The organism is Streptomyces sp. NBC_00386 (assembly GCF_036063235.1).
Classification (GTDB): domain Bacteria; phylum Actinomycetota; class Actinomycetes; order Streptomycetales; family Streptomycetaceae; genus Streptomyces.
Window position 1 is genome coordinate 1102518 of the sequence record NZ_CP107950.1, and the last position, 18856, is coordinate 1121373.

Genomic DNA, 18856 nt, shown 5'->3' on the forward strand with positions numbered 1-18856 from the left:
CGGAAGCGGGCCGGACCCCAGGACACCCTGCCTAGGACACCCTCAGTACGATCTTGCCGCGCCGGTGCTCGCGTTCGAGGGCCGCGTAGGCCCCCGGGGCGCTCTCCAAGGGAAGGATCCGGTCGACCTGCGGGATCAGCCGTCCCGCCTCGACGAGGGCCGTCAGCTCCTCCAGACCCGAGCGGTCCGGCTCGACCACGAAGAACACCGCGCGAACGTCCGCCGCCTTCGGCGGCTCCGGCGGCTCGACGACACTGACCAGGACTCCGCCCGGACGCAGCACCTCCCAGGAGCGGGCCTGTGTGTCCCCTCCGACGGTGTCGAAGACGACGTCCGCGTCCTTCACCTCGGTCTCGAAGCGCTGCCCGGCGTAGTCGATCACGGTCTCGGCGCCCAGGCCCCGCACGAAGTCCGCGTCCCCGGCCGAGGCGGTGGCCGTCACCTCGGCCCCCAGCGCGGCCGCGACCTGGACGGCGAACGAGCCCACGCCGCCCGCGCCGCCGTGCACCAGCACGCGCTGTCCCGGCGTGACGCCGGCGTGGGTGACCAGGCCCTGCCATGCGGTCAGGCCCGCGAGCGGCAGCGCGGCCGTCCGCTCGTGGTCGAGCGACCCCGGCTTCGCGGCGAGCCCCGCCGCGGGAACGGTCACGTACTCGGCCGCCGCCCCGTCCCGGGTGAAGGGAATCAGGCCGTAGACCGCCTCGCCGGGCCTGAAGTCCGTGACGCCGTGGCCGAGCTCGGCCACCACCCCGGACACCTCCTTGGACGGCACGACCGGCAGGCGCGGACTGCCGCCGTCGAAGCCGTCGGTCCAGGTCGCGTCCCAGCCGAGCTCGCCCGGGGTGACCGACGCCGCCCGCACCTCGACCAGCACGTCACCGTGACCGGGGACCGGCTTCGGCGCGACCTCGTAGACCAGCTCCTCCGGCCCACCGCGCCGATGTCCGCGTACCGCGTGCATCGTGGCGTACATCGGGTTCCTCCTCGTCGGGACGGCACAGCCCTCCGTCGAGTCGGTCCCCGTCGGGTCCTCGTGCTCCGGCGCGGACCGGCCGTTCCTCACGATAGTTCCGGGACCGGCGGCTTTCCTGCCGGGCTCGCGCCCCGCGCCGCCGCGGGCGGTCTTAGGCCGACGGCCGACCGCGGGCGGCCGGCGGAAGGCAAAGGGGGCTGACGGCCGGCGGAAGGCAAAGAGGTCTGACCCGTCACCACGGGGGGAGTGACGGGCCAGACCCTGGGTCCACGGTGCCATGCCCGGACCGTGTCGCGCAGTACCTTCGCGAAGTCCCGTACGGCGGTCAGTCCCTGAGCCGGTCGATCTGGCGGATCTTGTTGGTCGCGTCCAGTGCGGCGACCTTGTAGGACTCGGCGAGCGTCGGGTAGTTGAAGACGGCGTCGACCAGATAGTCGACCGTTCCGCCGCAGCCCATCACGGACTGGCCGATGTGGATGAGCTCCGTCGCGCCGGTGCCGAAGCAGTGGACGCCGAGGAGCTTGCGGTCGTCGGGCGAGACCAGCAGCTTCAGCATGCCGTGCGAGTCGCCGATGATCTGTCCCCGGGCCAGTTCCCGGTAGCGGGAGATGCCCACCTCGAACGGCACGCAGTCCTCGGTGAGCTGGTCCTCGGTGCGGCCGATGAAACTGATCTCCGGAATGGTGTAGATGCCGATGGGCTGCAGGTCGTGCATCCGGTTCACCGGTTCACCGCAGGCGTGGTACGCCGCCGTACGGCCCTGTTCCATCGAGGTGGCCGCGAGCGCCGGGAAACCGATGACGTCACCCACGGCGTAGATGTGCGGCACCTCGGTGCGGTAGTGCTCGTCGACGGTGATCCGGCCGCGCGGATCGGCGGACAACCCCGCTTTGCCGAGGTCGAGTTCGTCGGTGAGACCCTGTCGCCCCGCCGAGTACATGACCGCGTCGGCGGGTATCTTCTTGCCGCTCTCCAGGACCGTGAGCGTGCCCCGGGCATGGCGCTCCACGGCGGCGACGGTCTCACCGAACCGGAACGTCACGGCGAGGTCCCGCAGGTGGTACTTCAGCGACTCGATCACCTCGACGTCACAGAAGTCGAGCATCGCGGACCGCTTCTCGACCACCGTGATCTTGGAGCCGAGGGCGGCGAACATGGAGGCGTACTCCATGCCGATCACACCGGCGCCGACGATGACCATGGAGCGCGGCACCTGCTCCAGGTTCAGGACATTGTCCGAGTCCATGATCGTCCGACCGTCGAACTCGACGGTGCCCGGCCGCGCGGGACGCGTGCCGGTGGCGATGACGATGTGGTCGGCGCTCAACCGCTTCTCGTTGCCGTTCGCTTCGGTCAGGGCGACCGTGTGGTCGTCCACGAAGCGGCCGACGCCGGCGAACAGGGACACATGGTTGCGCGAGAGCTGGCTGCGGATGACGTCCACCTCGCGGCTGACCACGTGCTCGGTGCGAGCGGTCAGGTCGGCGACGGTGATGTCCTCCTTCAGGCGGTAGCTCTGGCCGTACAGATCCCGCTGGCTGAGGCCGCTGAGATACAGGACCGCCTCGCGCAGCGTCTTGGAGGGGATGGTTCCGGTATGGATGGAGACCCCGCCGACCATGTCGGGGCGGTCGATGACGGCTACCCGACGGCCGAGCTTCGCCGCTGCGATGGCGGCTTTCTGTCCACCCGGGCCGGATCCGATGACAAGCATGTCGAAGTCGCGCACCAGCGGAGTCTGTCAGCCCGGGACCGCTTCCCGATAGGGCGAACGGGGGATCCGTCGCCCGAGTGACGGATGAAGCGCCGGCTCACGGTGCCACCTTCGCCGGGCCCGTGTCCGGCGGCGGCCGACGGGTTTCGGCCGGACGAACGGGCACGCCGGGGAACGGGAAGTCGGCGGCGGGCGAACGCATGCCGGAACAGGACACGGAACGCTCCCCAGTGGGCTACATTCGGTAATCCTTGGCATCGGCGCCTCCGGGGGTGAGGTCGCGTCGAGGAGAATCCCGGAGCGGCGAATGCATCAGTCCCACCTTTCCGCACCGCCGACCGCGCCCACCCAGAGGGGACTCGCCGACAGCCTCCGCGAAACCGCGCTCAACACCCCTGATCTGCCGCAGGTCGCGCGCCGCGCCGACGGCCGCTCGGGTGGCTGGATCCAGGTGACGGCGGCCGAGCTGTGGAACGAAGTGGTCGACGTGGCAAGGGGGTTCGTCCGGTCCGGCATCCGGCCGGGCGACCGTGTGGCCATCATGGCGCGTACCCGGTACGAGTGGACGGTGCTCAGCTACGCCCTGTGGTCGGTGGGCGCCGAGATCGTGCCGGTCTACCCGACGTCGTCACACGAACAGGTCGCGTGGATCCTTCAGGACGCGCATTGCGTGGGCGTGGTGGTCGAGGACGAGCAGGGCATCATGACGGTCGGCTCGGCATGCGCCGCGCTCCCGTTCCTGCGCCACGTCTGGCAGTTGGACGCCGGGGCGGTGGCCCAGCTGGTGGAGCGCGGCCGGGCGATACCCGCGACCGCGGTCGACTCGTTGCGCCGGATCGTGCTGGCCGACTCCACCGCGGTCATCGCGTACACCTCCGGCACGACGGGACAGCCCAAAGGCTGCGCCCTGACCCACCGCAGCCTGGCGAGCCCCTGCGACACGCTGCTCGAAGGCTGGAGGCAGACGGCGGCTCCGCCGGACACACAGCCGGCCGTGCTCGCCTTCCTGCCCTTCTCCCACGCCTACGGGCTGATGATCCAGGGGATCTGTCTGCGCGGCGGCCTCCTGATGGGCCACGAACCGGATCTGCGGGAGGAGAGCCTCTCCGAGGCCATGCTCTCGTTCCGGCCGACCTATCTGTACGCCGTCCCGTCCGTGTTCGAGCGGATCTACAAGAACTTCGTGCGGGCGTCCCAGCGAGCCGGTCGTGGTGTGCTGTTCGAGCGCGCCGTGCGCACGGCGCGGGACTTCGCCCTCGCCGAGGAGAAGCAGCGGCTGGGCACGGGTCCGGGCCCGGGTTTCGATCTGCGGCTCCAGCACTCGCTCTACGAGAAGACGGTGTACAAGAGGCTGCGCGCCGCGCTGGGCGGACGGGTGTGCGGCGCGGTCTCGGGCGGCTCCCCGCTGAACCGTGAACTCGCCCTGTTCTTCGCGGGAATCGGCATCTTCATCCACGACGGATACGGACTCACCGAGACCAGCGGAGGGATCACCGCCCAGCCGGTCGGCCGGGAGAAGTTCGGCACCGTCGGACGCCCCCTGCCGGGCACGGAGATCCAGGTGTCCGACGACGGGGAGATCCTCGTGTGGGGGCCCTCCGTGTTCCAGGGCTACATCAACGACTCCGCGGCGACGGCGGCCTCGTTCCGCAACGGCTGGCTGGCGACCGGGGACCTCGGCCGGGTGGACTCCGAGGGCTATCTGACCATCACCGGGCGCAAGAAGGACATCATCATCACCAGCGGGGGCAAGAGCGTGGCCCCCGCGGCTCTGGAGGAACGCCTGCGGGTCCATCCGCTCATCCATCAGGCGGCCGTCGTGGGCGACAACAGGCCCTGTGTGGGCGCTCTGATCACCCTGGACCCGGAGTTCGTGACGCACTGGCGCGCCGCCCGGGCCAAGGGGGAGACACCCGCCCGGGACGCGCGGGAGGAGAACGAGCTGCGCGAGGAGGTCAGGCGCGCGGTCGCGGCGGCCAACAGCACCGTCTCCCGCTCCGAGTCCATCCGGGTCTTCCGTGTCCTCCCGGAACCCTTCGACCTGTCCAACGGGCTGCTGACGCCTTCGCTGAAACTGCGCCGGGACGCGATCGCCCAGCGGTACGCGGCCGAGATCGAGGCGATGTACCAGACCTCGTCACGGGTTCCGCGGGAGGCGATGATCGGCGACCCGTCGATCCTGGACGACTCCGACAACGTGTTCCGGTGACCGGATTCCCCGCGCCCGGATTACAGGTGAGCGGAATCCAGGCGCGCGGAAACCGGGCACCCGGAGCCGGGTGACCGGCTGAAGCAGTCCGGATGCCGGCTGAAGCGCGTCCGGTTCCTCAGTCGGAGCCGGTGGCCGAGTCCGGTGGCCGGGGGCAGGGCAGCCGCAGGGTGAAGACCGAACCGGCGCCCACCTCGCTGGTGACGGAGACGGTTCCGGCGTGGGCGGCGACCAGTTGACGCACGATGGCGAGGCCCAGGCCGCTGCCGCCGGTGCGCCTGCTGCGGGACTTCTCCGCCCGCCAGAACCGGTCGAAGACGCTGTCCAGATCCCCGGGAGCGATGCCGCCGCCGGTGTCGGTCACCGCGAACACGACCTCGTCCTCCTCGCGGTGCGCGGAGAGGGTGACCGTGCCGCCGGGCGGGGTGTGCCGGGTCGCGTTGGACACCAGATTGCCGAGCGCCTGACGCATCCGTACGGGGTCCGCGTCCAGCCAGGGCGTGCCGGCCACCTCGGTCACCAGCCGCACGCCGCCGGCCTCCGCGCCGACGCGGTGTGCCGCGGCGACCTGTTCGAGGAGTTCGTCGGCGCGCACCTCCTCGCGGTGCAGCCGCAGCGTGCCCGCGTCGGCGGCCGCGAGGTCCTGGAGGTCGTCGATGACACGCTGGAGCACCACGGCCTCCTCGTGCAGGGAGGACAGCAGTTCCGGGTCGGGGTCCACGAGGCCGTCGCGGGCCACCTCCAGCCAGCCGCGGATGTTGGTGAGAGGTGTGCGCAGTTCGTGCGCGATGTCGCTGACCATCGCCTTGCGCTGGGCCTCCATCCGCTCGCGGCGCTCGGTCAGTTCGTTGAAGGCGAGGGCGAGGATGCCGGTCTCGTCCCGGGTGGTGACGGGCACGCGTACGTGGCGCTCCAGGGGTTGCCGCGCGGCCTGGGTCAGCGCGCGCAGGGGACGTACGAGCCGGGTGGCGACCAGCGCGGTCACGGCCACGGTGAGGGCGAGGACGAGTCCGGCGACACCGAACACCTTGGCCTTGTTGGCGGCCGACATGTCGAAGCGGGGAACGGGCCTGTCCCCCGTGCCGAGGAAGAGTTCGGCGGCCGGGGCGACGTAGGGGTCGAGTTGGCGGAGCCGGGCCTCGGCGACGCAGGCGTTCGCCGTCCGGGCCAGTGGCCCGTCCTGGTCGCCGAGTCGCTTGCCCGTCAGGTAGGGGACCGGGGTGGCTCCGCTCGCGGCCTCCAGCGGGAGTGCCACGAAGTGGTCGAGGTGCACCTTGTGCCGGTCCAGACAGCTCCGGGTGAGTGCCGACAGGGCGTCCAGGGCCTTCCGCTCGGTCGGGGTGGGGGTGTTGAGCCTGCCGTCGGCGCATTCGGCCGGCACATAGCCGGGGTCGACCGTCCCGTCCACGCCCTTCAGCACGGTCCGGCCGCTGGGCATCCGCTCCGTGCGGGTCCGTATGCCGTTGCGGGAGAAGCAGAGTTGACGCACCACGGCCAGCTTGTCCACCGACAGACGCTCGGTCGTGGTCAGCCGGTACGGCCCGACGACACGTGGGTCGACACCGGTGAGCTGTGCGCCGGGTTCCGTGTGGGTGTCGGTGCGCAGCGGGTCGACGGTGGCGGCGGCCCGGGGCGGGAGGGAGGTCCCGTGGGCCGCGGAGTCGGCGAAGGGGACGCGGTCTCCCGCGGTCAGCGCGATGCGCCGGCCCGTCCGCTGCGAGATCGTGCGCAGCGTTCCGGCGACATGGGACCAGTCGTGATGGGTGGCCGCGTATCCGCTGAGCTGCCGGAGGATGTCCATGTCCTCGGCGAGCACCTGGCCCTGCTCCTCCTGGATGGCCCGGGTGGTGGTCTGCACCGCGAGCCAGGCGGTCGCGGCCACGGAGCACACGGCGATGAGCACGGACGTGATCAGCAGTCTGACCAGCAGGCTCTTGCGCAGGGGCACGGCACGGCTCACGCCCTCTCGCCCCTGAGCTTGTACCCGACGCCGAAGACGGTGACCAGACGTGCCGGTCTGCGCGGGTCCGCCTCGATCTTCTTGCGCAGGTTCATGATGTGCACGTCGATGGCCCGCTCGGTCGAGGCCCGGTCGATGCCCCGGGTGTGATGCAGCAACTGCCGCCGGGAGAAGACCCGTTCGGGTTCGGCGGCCATCGCGAGCAGGATCTCGTACTCGCCCGGGGTGCAGTCCACCGGCGAGCCGTCGCACAGGACCGTGTGCCGCCGCGGGTCCACCGCGATCCCCCCTGCCCTGACGACCGGATCGGCCTCCCGTCCGCCCGCGGGCCGTCCGCCGCGTCTGAGCACCGTACGGATACGGGCCATGAGCTCGCGCGGGCTGTACGGCTTGGTCATGTAGTCGTCCGCGCCGAGCTCCAGGCCGAGCAGGACGTCGTCCTCGGTGGAGCGGGCGGTCAGCATCAGGACGGGGATGTCGTCGTTCTCCCGCAGCGCCCGGCACACGCCGAAGCCGTCGACCACCGGGAGCATCAGGTCCAGGACGACGAGGTCGGGCCGGTGCCGCCGGACCTCGGCTAGGGCGGCCGCGCCGTCGTGGACCACGGCCGCGGTATGCCCCTCGCTCAGCAGCGAACGGCGTATCAGCTCCGCCTGCTTCTCGTCGTCCTCCGCGACCAGCACATATGCGCACACGCGGCCGATGCTAGTGCCTCGGCAGGCAACGTTTGCCCGTGAAGGAGCGGCGTCCGGTGCGTGCTCTCGGCGTGCCGGGTGCAAGCCCTCGTACTGGACGTACTTGGGCTTGTACCCGGTGCGGCGAGAGTGCGTGCCGGGCGTCGCGACGGGGCGAACGTTGCCTGCCGGGGCACTTGGGCCTGCCGGCCGCGCGAAGGCCGGTGAGAGGGGCTTCCCACACCCTGACACCTTCCTGACAACCGCGAAGGACACTGCGGGGGCCGGGGTCCGGCGCGGGCCGGGGATCGTGGGACAGCCCTGGAACTCCCGCCAGGCGTCAGCGTGCCAGGGAGGCGGCGTCCCCCATGACGACCACGGGGTGCCGGGCGGGGTCCAGGGCACGCATCAGCTCCACCAGGTCGTCCTCGCGCAGACCGACGCATCCGTGTGTGGGGCCTCCGTGGTCCACGTGCAGCCAGATGCCCCCGCCGCGGCCCGCGCCCAGCGGCCGGGTCCAGTCCAGGGGTGTGGTGCCGGACTTGCGGTTGTAGTTGACGGCGACGACGTAGTCGAAGGAGCCGGCCAGCGGCTCGCCCTCGAAGCCGGTGCCGGGTGAGGTGAAGGCGCGCGAGCGGTCGTACGGGAGCCGGGTGCCGGGATCGTCCAGCAGCCCGCCGGCGTCCGTCAGGGTGAAGACGCCTATGGGGGAACGCAGGTCACCGGCGCGATGGTGGCCGGTCCAGCCCTTGAGGGCGTTGTGCGCCGGCCGGCTCGGGCCGGCCCGCCAGCCCGCCTCCGTGCGCTCGTACAGCACCACGGCGGACCGAGAGGAGTTCCTGCCCCGGCCGGTCACCACGACGGCCTGACGGGTCCGCGACGGGATCGCGGCCAGAGTCCTGGGGCCGAGTCCCGGCAGTCGCCCCGGCGCCGCTGCGCGCGAGGCGGCCGGCCCGGGCGCCGGTGTCGCCTCGCCGTGACGCGACGGTGAGCCGCCGGCCCCGGGGCCGAGCCTCTCGGCCGGGCCCCCGCCGCAGCCGGCGAGCAGGAGGGAGGCGGCGACGACCGTCGCCCGGACACGGTGTGCGGAGTTGATCATGTATCGACCCTGGCCGACACATATGAGGAACTCGTCAGGTCATCCACGGTTCGCCGCGTACCCAGGATGCGGCGGATCACCGGTCCTCCGCCGGATCATCCGCGGTCCACGCGACGCCGGCCCGCACCGGGCTCGACCCCGGGCGGGCTCCGCGCCGTCACGCGTGGTCCACCCGCTCCGGCGGGGCTACGGGATCACGCGTGGTCCACCCGCTCCGGCGGGCCGACGGCCTCCCGCGCGTTCACCCAGCCCAGCAGGGCCACCGAGACGACCGCGGCGCACGCGCACCACGTGGAGACGAACTCCAGCTCCCACAGCGACCAGCAGATCACCGCGCCCGCCCCGGTCAGGACGCCGAGCAGCACCAGCCCGCGGTCGCCGGAGACCAGCAGCGCGCCGACGGTGGCGACAAGGTAGCCCGCGATGACGAGTTCGGGCCGGGGCAGGTCGACGACATAGCCCATGGTGTGGCCGCGGATCTCGGCCCTGACAGGACGGACGGCCATGGAGTGCGCGAGCGCGGCCGCGGTCGCGACACCGGCGGCGAGCGGGAGCAGCAGCCGGCGCCGGGCGCGGCGCGGCGCGGCGCACAGGACGCCCGCCGGCACCCACACCGCCAGCAACGGGAGGGCGATCACGGCCCAGGCCACGGTGGCGGGCCCCGTACCGCCACCGGTGTCCCAGACCCGGGCCTCGACGATCTGGTGGGCGCCGAGCAGCAACGGCAGTGCGGCCAGCGGGAGATCCGTCCTGCGCCGTGCCCGGACCACACAGGCGACGCCGACCGCGGCCACCCCGGTACCGGCCGCCAGATCGGCCGTCGCACTCCAGCACATCGAGCCCCCTGCGTCCGCCGTCACCGTTCCCGTCGACCCGCGTCCACGCTACGACGCCCCGGCCCGGCTCCTCTTCCGGCCTGCCGTCAGGACGCCTTCTCGGCACGGCACTTCATGAAGTTTCAACAAAGGTATGCCTACCGTCCGGTTCGCCCCTGTGCCGCGGCCGCGAAGAGTGATTGGGTGGGCCCGGCCATACCGTCCAACACGCAGGAGAGCTCCGCAACCATGAGCACCCCGTACGCCTTCGAATACAAGGTCGTCACGTTCCGTGAGTCGCTGATCGGCGACGCGCTGGACAGCGACAAGCTGGAAAAGGTCCTGAACAAGCATGCCGAGGACGGGTGGGCGCTCAAGGCGATCACGGCCGCGGACGTCAAGGGCCGCATAGGCCCCGGCGCCGTGGAAGGCCTGCTGCTCACCCTGGAACGGCCGCGCGGCTGACCCTCGCGTGGTGCGCGCGGCGCCGAAGCGGGAGATGCTGTGGGTGATGGGACAGCGGATCCGCAGGTGCCACTGACGCCGTCGGAGGCCTTCCGGCACGGAGGGCCTCTCACGTCTGAACCGACGTCCGGGAACCCCACGAGGGCCCCGCACCCCGCGAGACCGTTGTCGGCCGATCGCGTCAGGACGGGCGGCGATGAAGAGCGACGGAATTCTCGACACCGGTGTCGTCACCAGCAAGGCGGTCTTCGGCGCGCCGTGCTGGGTCAGTCTCACCACCCGCAACATGCAGGTCGCCCAGAGCTTCTACAGCGCGGTTCTGGGCTGGAGGTGGGCCCCGGGCACCAGGCTGGGCGAGCAGTACCGCGTCGCCAGTGTCGCCGGGGTTCCGGTCGCGGGGGTCGCCCAGGTCGACTTGGTGGCGAACACGGCGGTCGCCTGGACCGCGTTCTTCGCCGTGGTCTCCGCCGACGAGACCGTCTCGCGCAGCCAGGAGCGCGGCGGCACGACCGCGGTGGGCCCGATCTCGCTGCCCCCGGGCCGGGCCGCGCTGCTGGCCGACCGGGACGGCGCGGTCTTCGGGATCTGGGAGGGCGACCTGGTGTCCGGCTGGGAACGCTGGCGCAACGCGGCCCCCTCCTTCATCCGCCTGCACACCCGCGACGCCTTCGACGCCGCCATCTTCTACGGCGAGGTGCTGGGCTGGGCCTCCTCCGTCCCGGGCTGCTGCGAGGTCGACTACGAGGAGAACGAGGTCGTCCTGCGCAGCTTCGGCGACGTGGTGGCCCGGATCCACTCCGGCGCGCTGGGTGCCGCCCCCGACCCGAGCCTGCGGCCGCACTGGCAGATCCACTTCGCGGTCGACGACGTGGAGGCCTGCGTCCGCGCGGCGCGTGCCCACGGAGGCGCCGCGCACCAGCAGGGCATCGGCTCGGTGGAGGCGCTCATCATCGACCCCGACGGGGCCCGCTTCTCGGTGACCTCCCGGGCCGCCGGATGACGCCACGGACGACGCGCGCACGACCGCCCCGCGGCGGACGCGACCGTCCCACGGCGAACCCGGCCGTCCCACGACGCGACGGATTACGCCGTTCGGGCTCCAATAGAGGATGACGGGATACCACCGGTACGACAGGCGCCGCCGACCCCCTCGGTCGTGCGGCGACCCGATGGAGGTCCGCGATGCCCACTGCTCTCCGGCTCCTGCACGCGCTCTCCCCCGAACACCGCGATCGGCTGATGAGCGTGGCCCGCGAGGTGTCCTTTCCCGCGGACGGGCCGATCTTCGAGGAAGGGGGCACCGCCGACCGCTTCTGGGTGGTCCGCTCCGGAACGGTCTCGCTGTACCAGCGGGTCATCGCCGACCGGCGGATCACCGTCGCCCAGCTCGGGCCCGGCGACCTGCTCGGCTGGTCGTGGCTGTTCCGCCCGCACACCTGGGACTTCGGTGCCGAGGCCTTCAGCCCGGTGCGCGCCTACGAGTTCGACGCCTCCGAGGTACGCACGCTGTGCGACCAGGATCCGACGCTGGAGCTGTCGCTGACGCGGACGATCGGCGCGATCCTGGCCCACCGTCTCGAAACGACCCGGACGGCGCTCATCGAGCACTACGCGCGCCGCGGGGGCGGTGGCTGAGCCCACACGGTGAGGTCGTCGGGTCCCGCCCATTGTCAGACCCGGCTGCGACAGTGATCTCTTATGAACGACATCCACGGTTCCCCGGACACCCCGGACTCCTTCGCTCTCCTGCCCGGAGCGGTCCACTCGCCCGTGATCCTGCACGTGCCGCACTCCTCCCGGGAGATCCCCGCGCCGGTCCGCGCCGGCATCCTCCTGGACGACACGGCGCTGGACGGCGAGTTGGACCACATCACCGACGCGCACACCGCCGAACTGGCCTCGGTCGCGGCCGAGGCGGCCGGGCTGACGCCGTGGCGGTTCGTCAACCGGCTGTCCCGGCTGGTCGTGGATCCCGAGCGCTTCCCGGACGAACGGGAGGAGATGCTCACGGTCGGCATGGGCGCGGTCTACACGCGGACGACGCACCGGGCGCCGCTGAGGCCCGCGGACGTCGATCCGCGGCCGCTGATCGACCGCTACTTCCACTCCTACGCGCAGGCGATGACGGCCGCGGTGACCGACCGGCTGGCCGCCACCGGGCGGGCCGTGATCATCGACGTCCACTCGTATCCGACGGCCCGGCTGCCCTACGAACTGCACGGTGACGGGCCCCGGCCGCCGGTGTGCCTCGGGACGGACTCCTTCCACACACCGCCGGAACTGGTCGCGCTCGCGGAGAAGGCGTTCGCCGGGCTCGGCGGTGTGGGGATCGACAGTCCGTTCTCCGGCGCGTACGTCCCCCTGCGGTACTACGAACGCGAGCCCGGGGTCACGGCGCTGATGGTGGAGATCCGGCGGGACACGTACATGAAGGAGCCGGGAGGCCCGGTGGGTCCGGGATTCGCGCGCCTCGCCGCGGCCCTGACCACGCTCGTGGACGCGGTGGACGAGTGGACCCGGAGCGTCGCCACCCTGGGCAGGTAGCCACGGAGCGCCGGGCACCCTAGGGTCGCGGTAAGCAAGCGCTCAGCCACCGACTCAGGGAGGGCACAGGACCATGCCGGTCGTCGACGCGTGGATGCAGCACCCCACTCTCCGCCATTCCAACCACGAGATGTTCGAGTCCCTGCGCCGCTGGACCGGCATGAAGGTGCTGGAGGAGGAGCTGCCGGTCGAGGTCACGCTGACCGCGCTGGCGGCGGCCGGCGTGGACACCGGTCTGGCCTCGGCCTGGTACGGACCTCAGGGCGCCCTGATCACCAACGACGAGGTCGCCGGATTCGTGGCACGGTCGGACGGGCGGCTGCGCGGGGTGGCGGGCGCCGACCTCACCCGCCCCGTCGCCGCGGTGCGCGAACTCCGGCGGGCCGTCGAGGAGCTGGACTTCGTGGCCCTGCGGATCATCCCGTGGCTGTGGCAACTGCCGCCCACCGACCGGCTCTACTACCCGCTGTACACCGCCTGCGCCGAGCTCGGCGTCCCCTTCTGCACCCAGGTCGGTCACACCGGACCGCTGCGCCCGTCCGAGACCGGCCGGCCCATCCCGTACATCGACCAGGTCGCGCTCGACTTCCCCGAACTGACCATCGTCTGCGGGCACATCGGCTACCCGTGGACCACGGAGATGATCGCGGTCGCCGACAAGCACGCGAACGTGTACATCGACACCAGCGCCTACACCACCCGCCGCTATCCCCCGGAGCTGGTCGCTTATCTGCGCGGCCGGGGACGGCACAAGGTTCTCTTCGGCTCCAACTACCCCATGATCGAGCCGAGTCGGGCCCTGGAACACCTCGGCGAACTGGGCCTGGACGAGGAGACCACCGAGCTGTTCCTGTCGGGCAACGCCCGGCGCGTCTTCCGCCTGGGCGATCATTCGTAGATGCTGGGGCCCCGACCAGCGTTCGACCTTGAGACGAGGGCGTCCCGGCCATGGCTCTGCAGATCAGCGCGACCAACCCGGAGCATCCCGCACTCCTGCTCGAACTGCCGTGGCAACTGCCCCTGGAGGAGTGGCCCGAGCACCATCTGGTGCCGCTGCCGCGCGGCATCTCCCGGCACGTGGTGCGCTACGCGCGCGCCGGTGACGAGGTGGTGGCCGTCAAGGAACTCGCCGAACGGCCCGCGGTGCGCGAGTACGAACTGCTGCTCGGCCTGGACCGGCTCGGGATACCCGCGGTCGACCCGCTCGCCGTGGTCACCGGTCGCACGGACGCGGCCGGAGAACCCCTGGAGTCGGTGCTGATCACCCGGCACCTGGGCGGATCGCTGCCGTACCGGTCGATGTTCGAGACGACCATGCGGCCGGCCACCATGCACCGGCTGATGGACGCGCTGGCCGTCCTGCTGGTGCGGCTGCACCTGGCCGGCTTCGCCTGGGGCGACTGCTCGCTGTCCAACACGCTGTTCCGGCGCGACGCGGGAGCCTACGCCGCGTATCTGGTGGACGCCGAGACCGGCGATCTCCATCCGCGGCTCAGCACCGGCCAGCGGGACTACGACCTCGACCTGGCCCGGGTGAACATCAGCGGCGAACTGCTCGACCTGGAGGCGGCCGGCGCCCTGCACCCCTCGGTGGACCCGATCGAGTTCGGCCGGGAGATCTGCGCCCGCTACCGGGGACTGTGGGAGGAGCTGACCCGCACCTCCGTCTACCCGGCGGGCAAGTACCACTACATCGACCGCCGCATACGGCGCCTGAACGACCTCGGTTTCGACGTCGCCGAGATGCAGATCGCGAGCTCCTCCAACGGCGACACCGTCACCTTCGTCCCCAAGGTCGTCGACGCGGGCCACCACCAGCGCCAGCTCCTGCGGCTGACCGGACTCGACACCGAGGAAAACCAGGCCCGCAGACTCCTGAACGACCTGGAGAGCTGGATGGCCACCCAGGACGACTACGCGCCGGGCTCCGCCGCCCCCGGCACCCGGCCCGGAGGGCATCCGCACCCCGCCCGCCCCGAGGTGCTCGCCCACCGCTGGGTGCGGGACGTGTTCCGGCCCGCGGTCCGGGCGGTGCCCCAGGACCTCCGCGGCTCCATGGAGCCGGCCGAGCTGTACCACGAGCTCCTCGAACACCGCTGGTTCCTGTCCGAGCGCGCCCAGCACGACATCGGCCTGGACGCGGCCGTGAAGGACTACGTCACGAACATCCTCCCGAAGGCCCGCGACCCCCTGCCCGCCCCCGCGGACACCCCGGAGGCGCCCGACGGGTATCCGGTTCCCGAGCAAAGGTGACCGATCGTACATACGATTGGCTCTGTACCGGCCCCGCGGCGCCCCCGGTGTCCGCCCGGCCGGAACGCAACTGACCTGCTCGGGGTGGGAGAGGTATGACCCAGGCCGCCAGTCCGGCGCGGACCGTCATTCTGACCGTCGACGACGACCCCGGAGTCTCGCGAGCCGTCGCCCGCGACCTCCGGCGCCGCTACGGCGAGGGGCACCGGATCGTGCGCGCGGAGTCCGGGGACGCCGCGCTGGAGGCCCTGCGCGAGCTGAAGCTGCGCGGTGACCAGGTGGCGGTGATCCTCGCCGACTACCGCATGCCGCAGATGAACGGCATCGAGTTCCTGGAGCAGGCCCTCGACGTGTACCCCGGCGCGCGCCGGGTGCTGCTGACCGCGTACGCGGACACCAACGCGGCCATCGACGCGATCAACGTGATCGACCTCGACCACTACCTGCTCAAGCCCTGGGATCCGCCGGAGGAGAAGCTCTATCCGGTCGTCGACGACCTCCTGGACGCGTGGCGGGCCAGCGACTACCGGCCCGTGGGTGCCTGCAAGGTGGTCGGGCACCGGTGGTCGGCCCGCTCGTCGGGCGTCCGGGAGTTCCTGGCCCGCAACCAGGTGCCGTACCGGTGGTACTCGTCCGACACCCCCGAGGGGCAGCGGCTGCTGAGCGCGGCCGGGCAGGACGGTGAGCGGCTGCCGCTGGTGGTCACCCCGGACGGCACCCCGCTCGTGGAGCCCCAGGATCCGGAGATCGCGGCGCACGTGGGGCTCGCCACGACGCCCACCTCGGAGTTCTACGACCTCGTCGTGATCGGCGGGGGCCCCGCCGGACTCGGGGCCGCCGTGTACGGGGCGTCCGAGGGGCTGCGCACCGTGCTCGTGGAACGCTCCGCGACCGGCGGACAGGCGGGCCAGAGCTCACGGATCGAGAACTATCTCGGCTTCCCCGACGGTGTCTCCGGCGGACAGCTCACCGACCGGGCACGGCGGCAGGCGGCCAAGTTCGGCGCCGAGATCCTCACCGCGCGGGAGGTGACCGGACTGGAGGTCACCGGGGCCTCGCGCACCATCCGCTTCTCCGACGGCTCCGCGATCTCCGCGCACGCGGTGATCCTCGCGACCGGAGTGTCGTACCGCCAGCTCCAGGCGCCCGGTCTGGCCGAGCTGACGGGCTGCGGCGTCTTCTACGGCTCGGCGCTGACCGAGGCCGCCGCCTGCCAGGGCCACGACGTGTACATCGTGGGCGGCGCGAACTCGGCCGGCCAGGCGGCGATGTACCTGGCCCGGGGCGCCAAGTCCGTCACCATCCTGGTGCGCGGTTCCTCGCTGTCCGCCTCGATGTCGCACTACCTGATCGAGCAGATCTCCGACGCGCCGAACATCTCGGTGCGCACCGGCACGGTCGTGGAGTCCGCGCACGGCGACGGCCATCTGGAGCAGCTCACCCTGCGTGATGTGGCGAGCGGCCACACCGAACTCGTCGACGCGCAGTGGATGTTCGTGTTCATCGGCGCGGCCCCGCTCACCGACTGGCTGGAGGGCACGGTCCTGCGGGACGCCCGCGGATTCATCGTGGCGGGCCCGGACATGACACCCGACGGGCAGCCGCCCCGCGGCTGGGAGCTCGACCGGCCTCCGTACCACCTGGAAACCAATGTGCCCGGCGTGTTCGTGGCCGGGGACGCCCGCGCCGAGTCGGCGAAGCGGGTCGCGTCCGCGGTCGGAGAGGGAGCCATGGCCGTCATGCTCGTCCACCGTTATCTGGAGCAGTCGTGAGCGGGCGGCCGGTGCCGTGCGACGCGGCCGAACTGAGCACCCTGTTCCTGTTCGAGAAGCTCGACGGCGACCAGCTCGACCGGTTGTGCCGGGAGGGCCGGACCGAGCAGTTCGACCCGGGGCCGGTCTACACCGAGGGTGATCCGGCCACCTGCTTCTACGTGCTCCTCGAAGGCACGCTCGTGATGTCGCGCCGGGTCGGCGCGGACGACGTGGAGATCAACCGGACCTCGCAGCGCGGGGTGTACGCGGGCGCGATGCAGGCGTATCTCAGCGATCCGGGCGACGCGCAGTACAAGGGGTCCGTGCGGGTCACCGAGCCGTCACGGTTCTTCGTCCTGCCCGCGGCGACGTTCGCAGCCATCCTGCGGGACTGGTTCCCGATGGCCGTCCATCTGCTGGAGGGCATGTTCTTCGGCAGCCAGAACGCCCAGCGCACCGTCGGGCAGCGCGAGCGGCTGCTGGCGCTCGGCTCGCTGTCGGCCGGGCTCACGCACGAGCTCAACAACCCCGCCGCGGCGGCCGTGCGGGCCACCTCCTCGCTGCGTGACCGGGTGGCGCACATGCGGCAGAAGCTGGGGATGATCGCCGCGGGACCGTACGCGCGCGACGCCCTGGAGACGCTGGTCGAGATCCAGGAGCGGACCGCCGAGCAGGTCGCCAAGGCCACCCCGCTGAGCCCGCTGGAGGCCTCCGACCGGGAGGACGCGCTGGCCGACTGGTTCGACGACCACGACATCGCGGGCGGCTGGCAGCTCGCCCCGACGTTCGTGCAGGCGGGTCTCGACACGGACTGGCTGGACCAGGTCGCGGCGGCCGTGGACGGGCCGACCCTCGAAGGCGCGGTCCGGTGGCTGAACTACACGGTCGAGACCGAGCTGCTGATGAACGAGATCGAGGACTCCACCACCCGTATCTCGCATCTCGTGGACGCGGCCAAGCAGTACTCGCAGATGGACCGCGCGCCCTACCAGGTCGCCGACGTGCACGAGCTCCTCGACAGCACCCTCATGATGCTCGCCGGCAAGATGGGCGCCGGCATCAAGGTCGTCAAGGAGTACGACCGTGCGCTGCCCCGGATCCCCGCCTATCCGGGCGAGCTGAACCAGGTGTGGACGAACCTCATCGACAACGCCGCCTCCGCGATGGCCGGGGAGGGGACGCTGACGGTGCGGACCGCCCCCGACGGCGACCATGTGCTCGTCGAGTTCCGCGACACGGGTCCCGGAGTGCCCGAGGAGATCCGCGACCGGATCTTCGACCCGTTCTTCACCACCAAGCCGGTGGGCGAGGGGACCGGGCTCGGCCTGGACATCTCCTGGCGGATCGTCGTCAACAAGCATCACGGCAGTCTGCTGGTGCAGTCCGTGCCCGGGGACACCCGCTTCCAGGTGCGCCTGCCCCTGACCGCCGCGGAAACCTCCGAGGAGCCGTCATGACCACGCAGAACGGAATCGACCCCTCCGTACCGCCGAGCGGAACCGGCTGCACCGAGTGCGACGCCGTCGGCGGATGGTGGTTCCATCTGCGGCGCTGCGCCCGGTGCGGTCACATCGGCTGCTGCGACGACTCCCCGGCCAAGCACGCCACCGCGCACGCGCGCGGCACCGGGCATCCGGTCATCCAGAGCTTCGAACCGGGCGAGAACTGGTTCTGGGACTACGACACCTCGGAGCTCTACGAGTCCGGTCCCGACCTCGCTCCCCCGGTGAGCCACCCGCTCGACCAGCCCGCACCCGGCCCCGCCGGGCGTGTTCCGGACAACTGGGCCGAGACTCTGCGCTGAGCCGCCGCTGAGCCGCCGCTGAGCCGCCGCTGAGCCTCTGAGCCCGGGGCCGCAGCCCCTGGCTCTGGCCTCTCCCCTGGCCCGGGGCTCAGAGGACCTTGTTGCCGTACATCTCGCCGAGCGGATCGGCGAGGAGTTCGACCCGGGCGCCGTCGGGGTCGCGGAAGTAGATCGAGGCACCGCTCTCCTCGATGTACTCCACCCCGGCGGCGTCGAGCCGGTCGCGCAGGTCGCGCCAGGTGGCGGGGTCGACCGAGATGGCGAGGTGGTGCAGTCCGCCGAGCACCTCCGCGTAGGGGCCGAGGTCGAGGCCGGGGAAGTCGAAGAAGGCGAGCAGGTTGCCGTTGCCGAGATCGAAGAAGAAGTGGGTCGAGCCCTTGTAGTCCCGGTTCTCGATCATCTCGGTGAGGGGGAAACCCAGGACGCCCTGGTAGAACCGTACGGTCCGCTCCACGTCCGCGGAGAGCAGCGCGACATGGTGCACGCCGCGGGCCGTGCTCCGCGCCCTCTCCGGCTTCAGATGGGCGTCCCTGATCCGCTGACGCTCCGCTTCGATCGCCGCCAGGTCCGTCGCGCCCATCGCAAGCTCCTC

Annotated in this window: 17 protein-coding genes; 10 read left to right on the plus strand and 7 right to left on the minus strand. The window is 71.6% G+C overall.

The genetic code is table 11. The annotated features are described in order from the left end of the window. Positions 1–31: 31 nt before the first annotated feature. The gene (locus tag OG780_RS04685; protein ID WP_328444970.1) at positions 32–973 is read right to left on the minus strand and encodes an NADP-dependent oxidoreductase; all 942 of its coding nucleotides are present in this window, start codon (positions 971–973) and stop codon (positions 32–34) included. Between the two features lie 325 nt (positions 974–1298). Beyond that, complete coding sequence (gene sthA, locus OG780_RS04690; RefSeq protein WP_328444972.1) at positions 1299–2702, minus strand: Si-specific NAD(P)(+) transhydrogenase; 1404 nt, start codon at positions 2700–2702, stop codon at positions 1299–1301. Positions 2703–2994: 292 nt separating this feature from the next. On the opposite strand from sthA, the gene OG780_RS04695 reads away from it, so the two are divergent. Then, entirely contained in the window at positions 2995–4896 is a 1902-nt protein-coding gene (locus OG780_RS04695) for an AMP-dependent synthetase/ligase (protein WP_328444974.1), read from the plus strand. Between the two features lie 118 nt (positions 4897–5014). On the opposite strand, the gene OG780_RS04700 is transcribed toward OG780_RS04695, so the two are convergent. From OG780_RS04700 to OG780_RS04715, 4 genes are all read right to left on the minus strand, one after another. Further along, a complete protein-coding gene (locus OG780_RS04700) occupies positions 5015–6856 on the minus strand; it encodes a sensor histidine kinase (protein WP_328444976.1) in 1842 nt (613 codons plus the stop codon). Next, positions 6853–7551 carry a response regulator transcription factor gene (locus OG780_RS04705; RefSeq protein ID WP_328444978.1) on the minus strand — a complete coding sequence of 233 codons (699 nt, stop codon included), beginning with the start codon at positions 7549–7551 and terminating at the stop codon, positions 6853–6855. Before OG780_RS04705 ends, OG780_RS04700 begins: the two co-directional genes overlap by 4 nt. Before the next feature lie 319 nt (positions 7552–7870). Beyond that, the gene (locus tag OG780_RS04710) at positions 7871–8629 is read right to left on the minus strand and encodes a L,D-transpeptidase family protein (RefSeq protein WP_328444981.1); all 759 of its coding nucleotides are present in this window, start codon (positions 8627–8629) and stop codon (positions 7871–7873) included. A gap of 194 nt (positions 8630–8823) precedes the next feature. After that, positions 8824–9465, minus strand: coding sequence for a DUF6629 family protein (locus OG780_RS04715; RefSeq protein ID WP_328444983.1), 642 nt, complete (start codon positions 9463–9465; stop codon positions 8824–8826). A gap of 228 nt (positions 9466–9693) precedes the next feature. Between OG780_RS04715 and OG780_RS04720 the strand changes: the two genes are divergently transcribed. From OG780_RS04720 to OG780_RS04760, 9 genes are all read left to right on the plus strand, one after another. Further along, the gene (locus OG780_RS04720; RefSeq protein ID WP_328444985.1) at positions 9694–9909 is read left to right on the plus strand and encodes a DUF4177 domain-containing protein; all 216 of its coding nucleotides are present in this window, start codon (positions 9694–9696) and stop codon (positions 9907–9909) included. Between the two features lie 196 nt (positions 9910–10105). Continuing rightward, positions 10106–10909, plus strand: coding sequence for a VOC family protein (locus OG780_RS04725; protein ID WP_326783872.1), 804 nt, complete (start codon positions 10106–10108; stop codon positions 10907–10909). A 182-nt stretch (positions 10910–11091) separates the two neighbouring features. Next, positions 11092–11544: a cyclic nucleotide-binding domain-containing protein gene (locus OG780_RS04730; protein ID WP_326783873.1), complete on the plus strand. Its 453-nt coding sequence runs from the start codon at positions 11092–11094 to the stop codon at positions 11542–11544. 63 nt (positions 11545–11607) lie between these two features. Then, positions 11608–12453: an N-formylglutamate amidohydrolase gene (locus tag OG780_RS04735; RefSeq protein WP_328444988.1), complete on the plus strand. Its 846-nt coding sequence runs from the start codon at positions 11608–11610 to the stop codon at positions 12451–12453. Between the two features lie 73 nt (positions 12454–12526). Beyond that, on the plus strand, positions 12527–13351 hold the full coding sequence (locus OG780_RS04740) for an amidohydrolase family protein (RefSeq protein ID WP_328444990.1): 825 nt from the start codon (positions 12527–12529) through the stop codon (positions 13349–13351). A 50-nt stretch (positions 13352–13401) separates the two neighbouring features. Continuing rightward, entirely contained in the window at positions 13402–14706 is a 1305-nt protein-coding gene (locus tag OG780_RS04745; protein WP_328444992.1) for a DUF4032 domain-containing protein, read from the plus strand. Between the two features lie 95 nt (positions 14707–14801). Then, the gene (locus OG780_RS04750) at positions 14802–16478 is read left to right on the plus strand and encodes an FAD-dependent oxidoreductase (protein WP_326783877.1); all 1677 of its coding nucleotides are present in this window, start codon (positions 14802–14804) and stop codon (positions 16476–16478) included. After that, the gene (locus tag OG780_RS04755; protein WP_328444995.1) at positions 16475–17917 is read left to right on the plus strand and encodes an ATP-binding protein; all 1443 of its coding nucleotides are present in this window, start codon (positions 16475–16477) and stop codon (positions 17915–17917) included. The genes OG780_RS04750 and OG780_RS04755 overlap by 4 nt, the downstream gene beginning before the upstream one ends. Then, positions 17914–18264: a UBP-type zinc finger domain-containing protein gene (locus OG780_RS04760; protein WP_328444997.1), complete on the plus strand. Its 351-nt coding sequence runs from the start codon at positions 17914–17916 to the stop codon at positions 18262–18264. The genes OG780_RS04755 and OG780_RS04760 overlap by 4 nt, the downstream gene beginning before the upstream one ends. Positions 18265–18352: 88 nt before the next feature. On the opposite strand, the gene OG780_RS04765 is transcribed toward OG780_RS04760, so the two are convergent. After that, the gene (locus OG780_RS04765) at positions 18353–18844 is read right to left on the minus strand and encodes a VOC family protein (RefSeq protein ID WP_328444999.1); all 492 of its coding nucleotides are present in this window, start codon (positions 18842–18844) and stop codon (positions 18353–18355) included. Positions 18845–18856 lie beyond the last annotated feature (12 nt).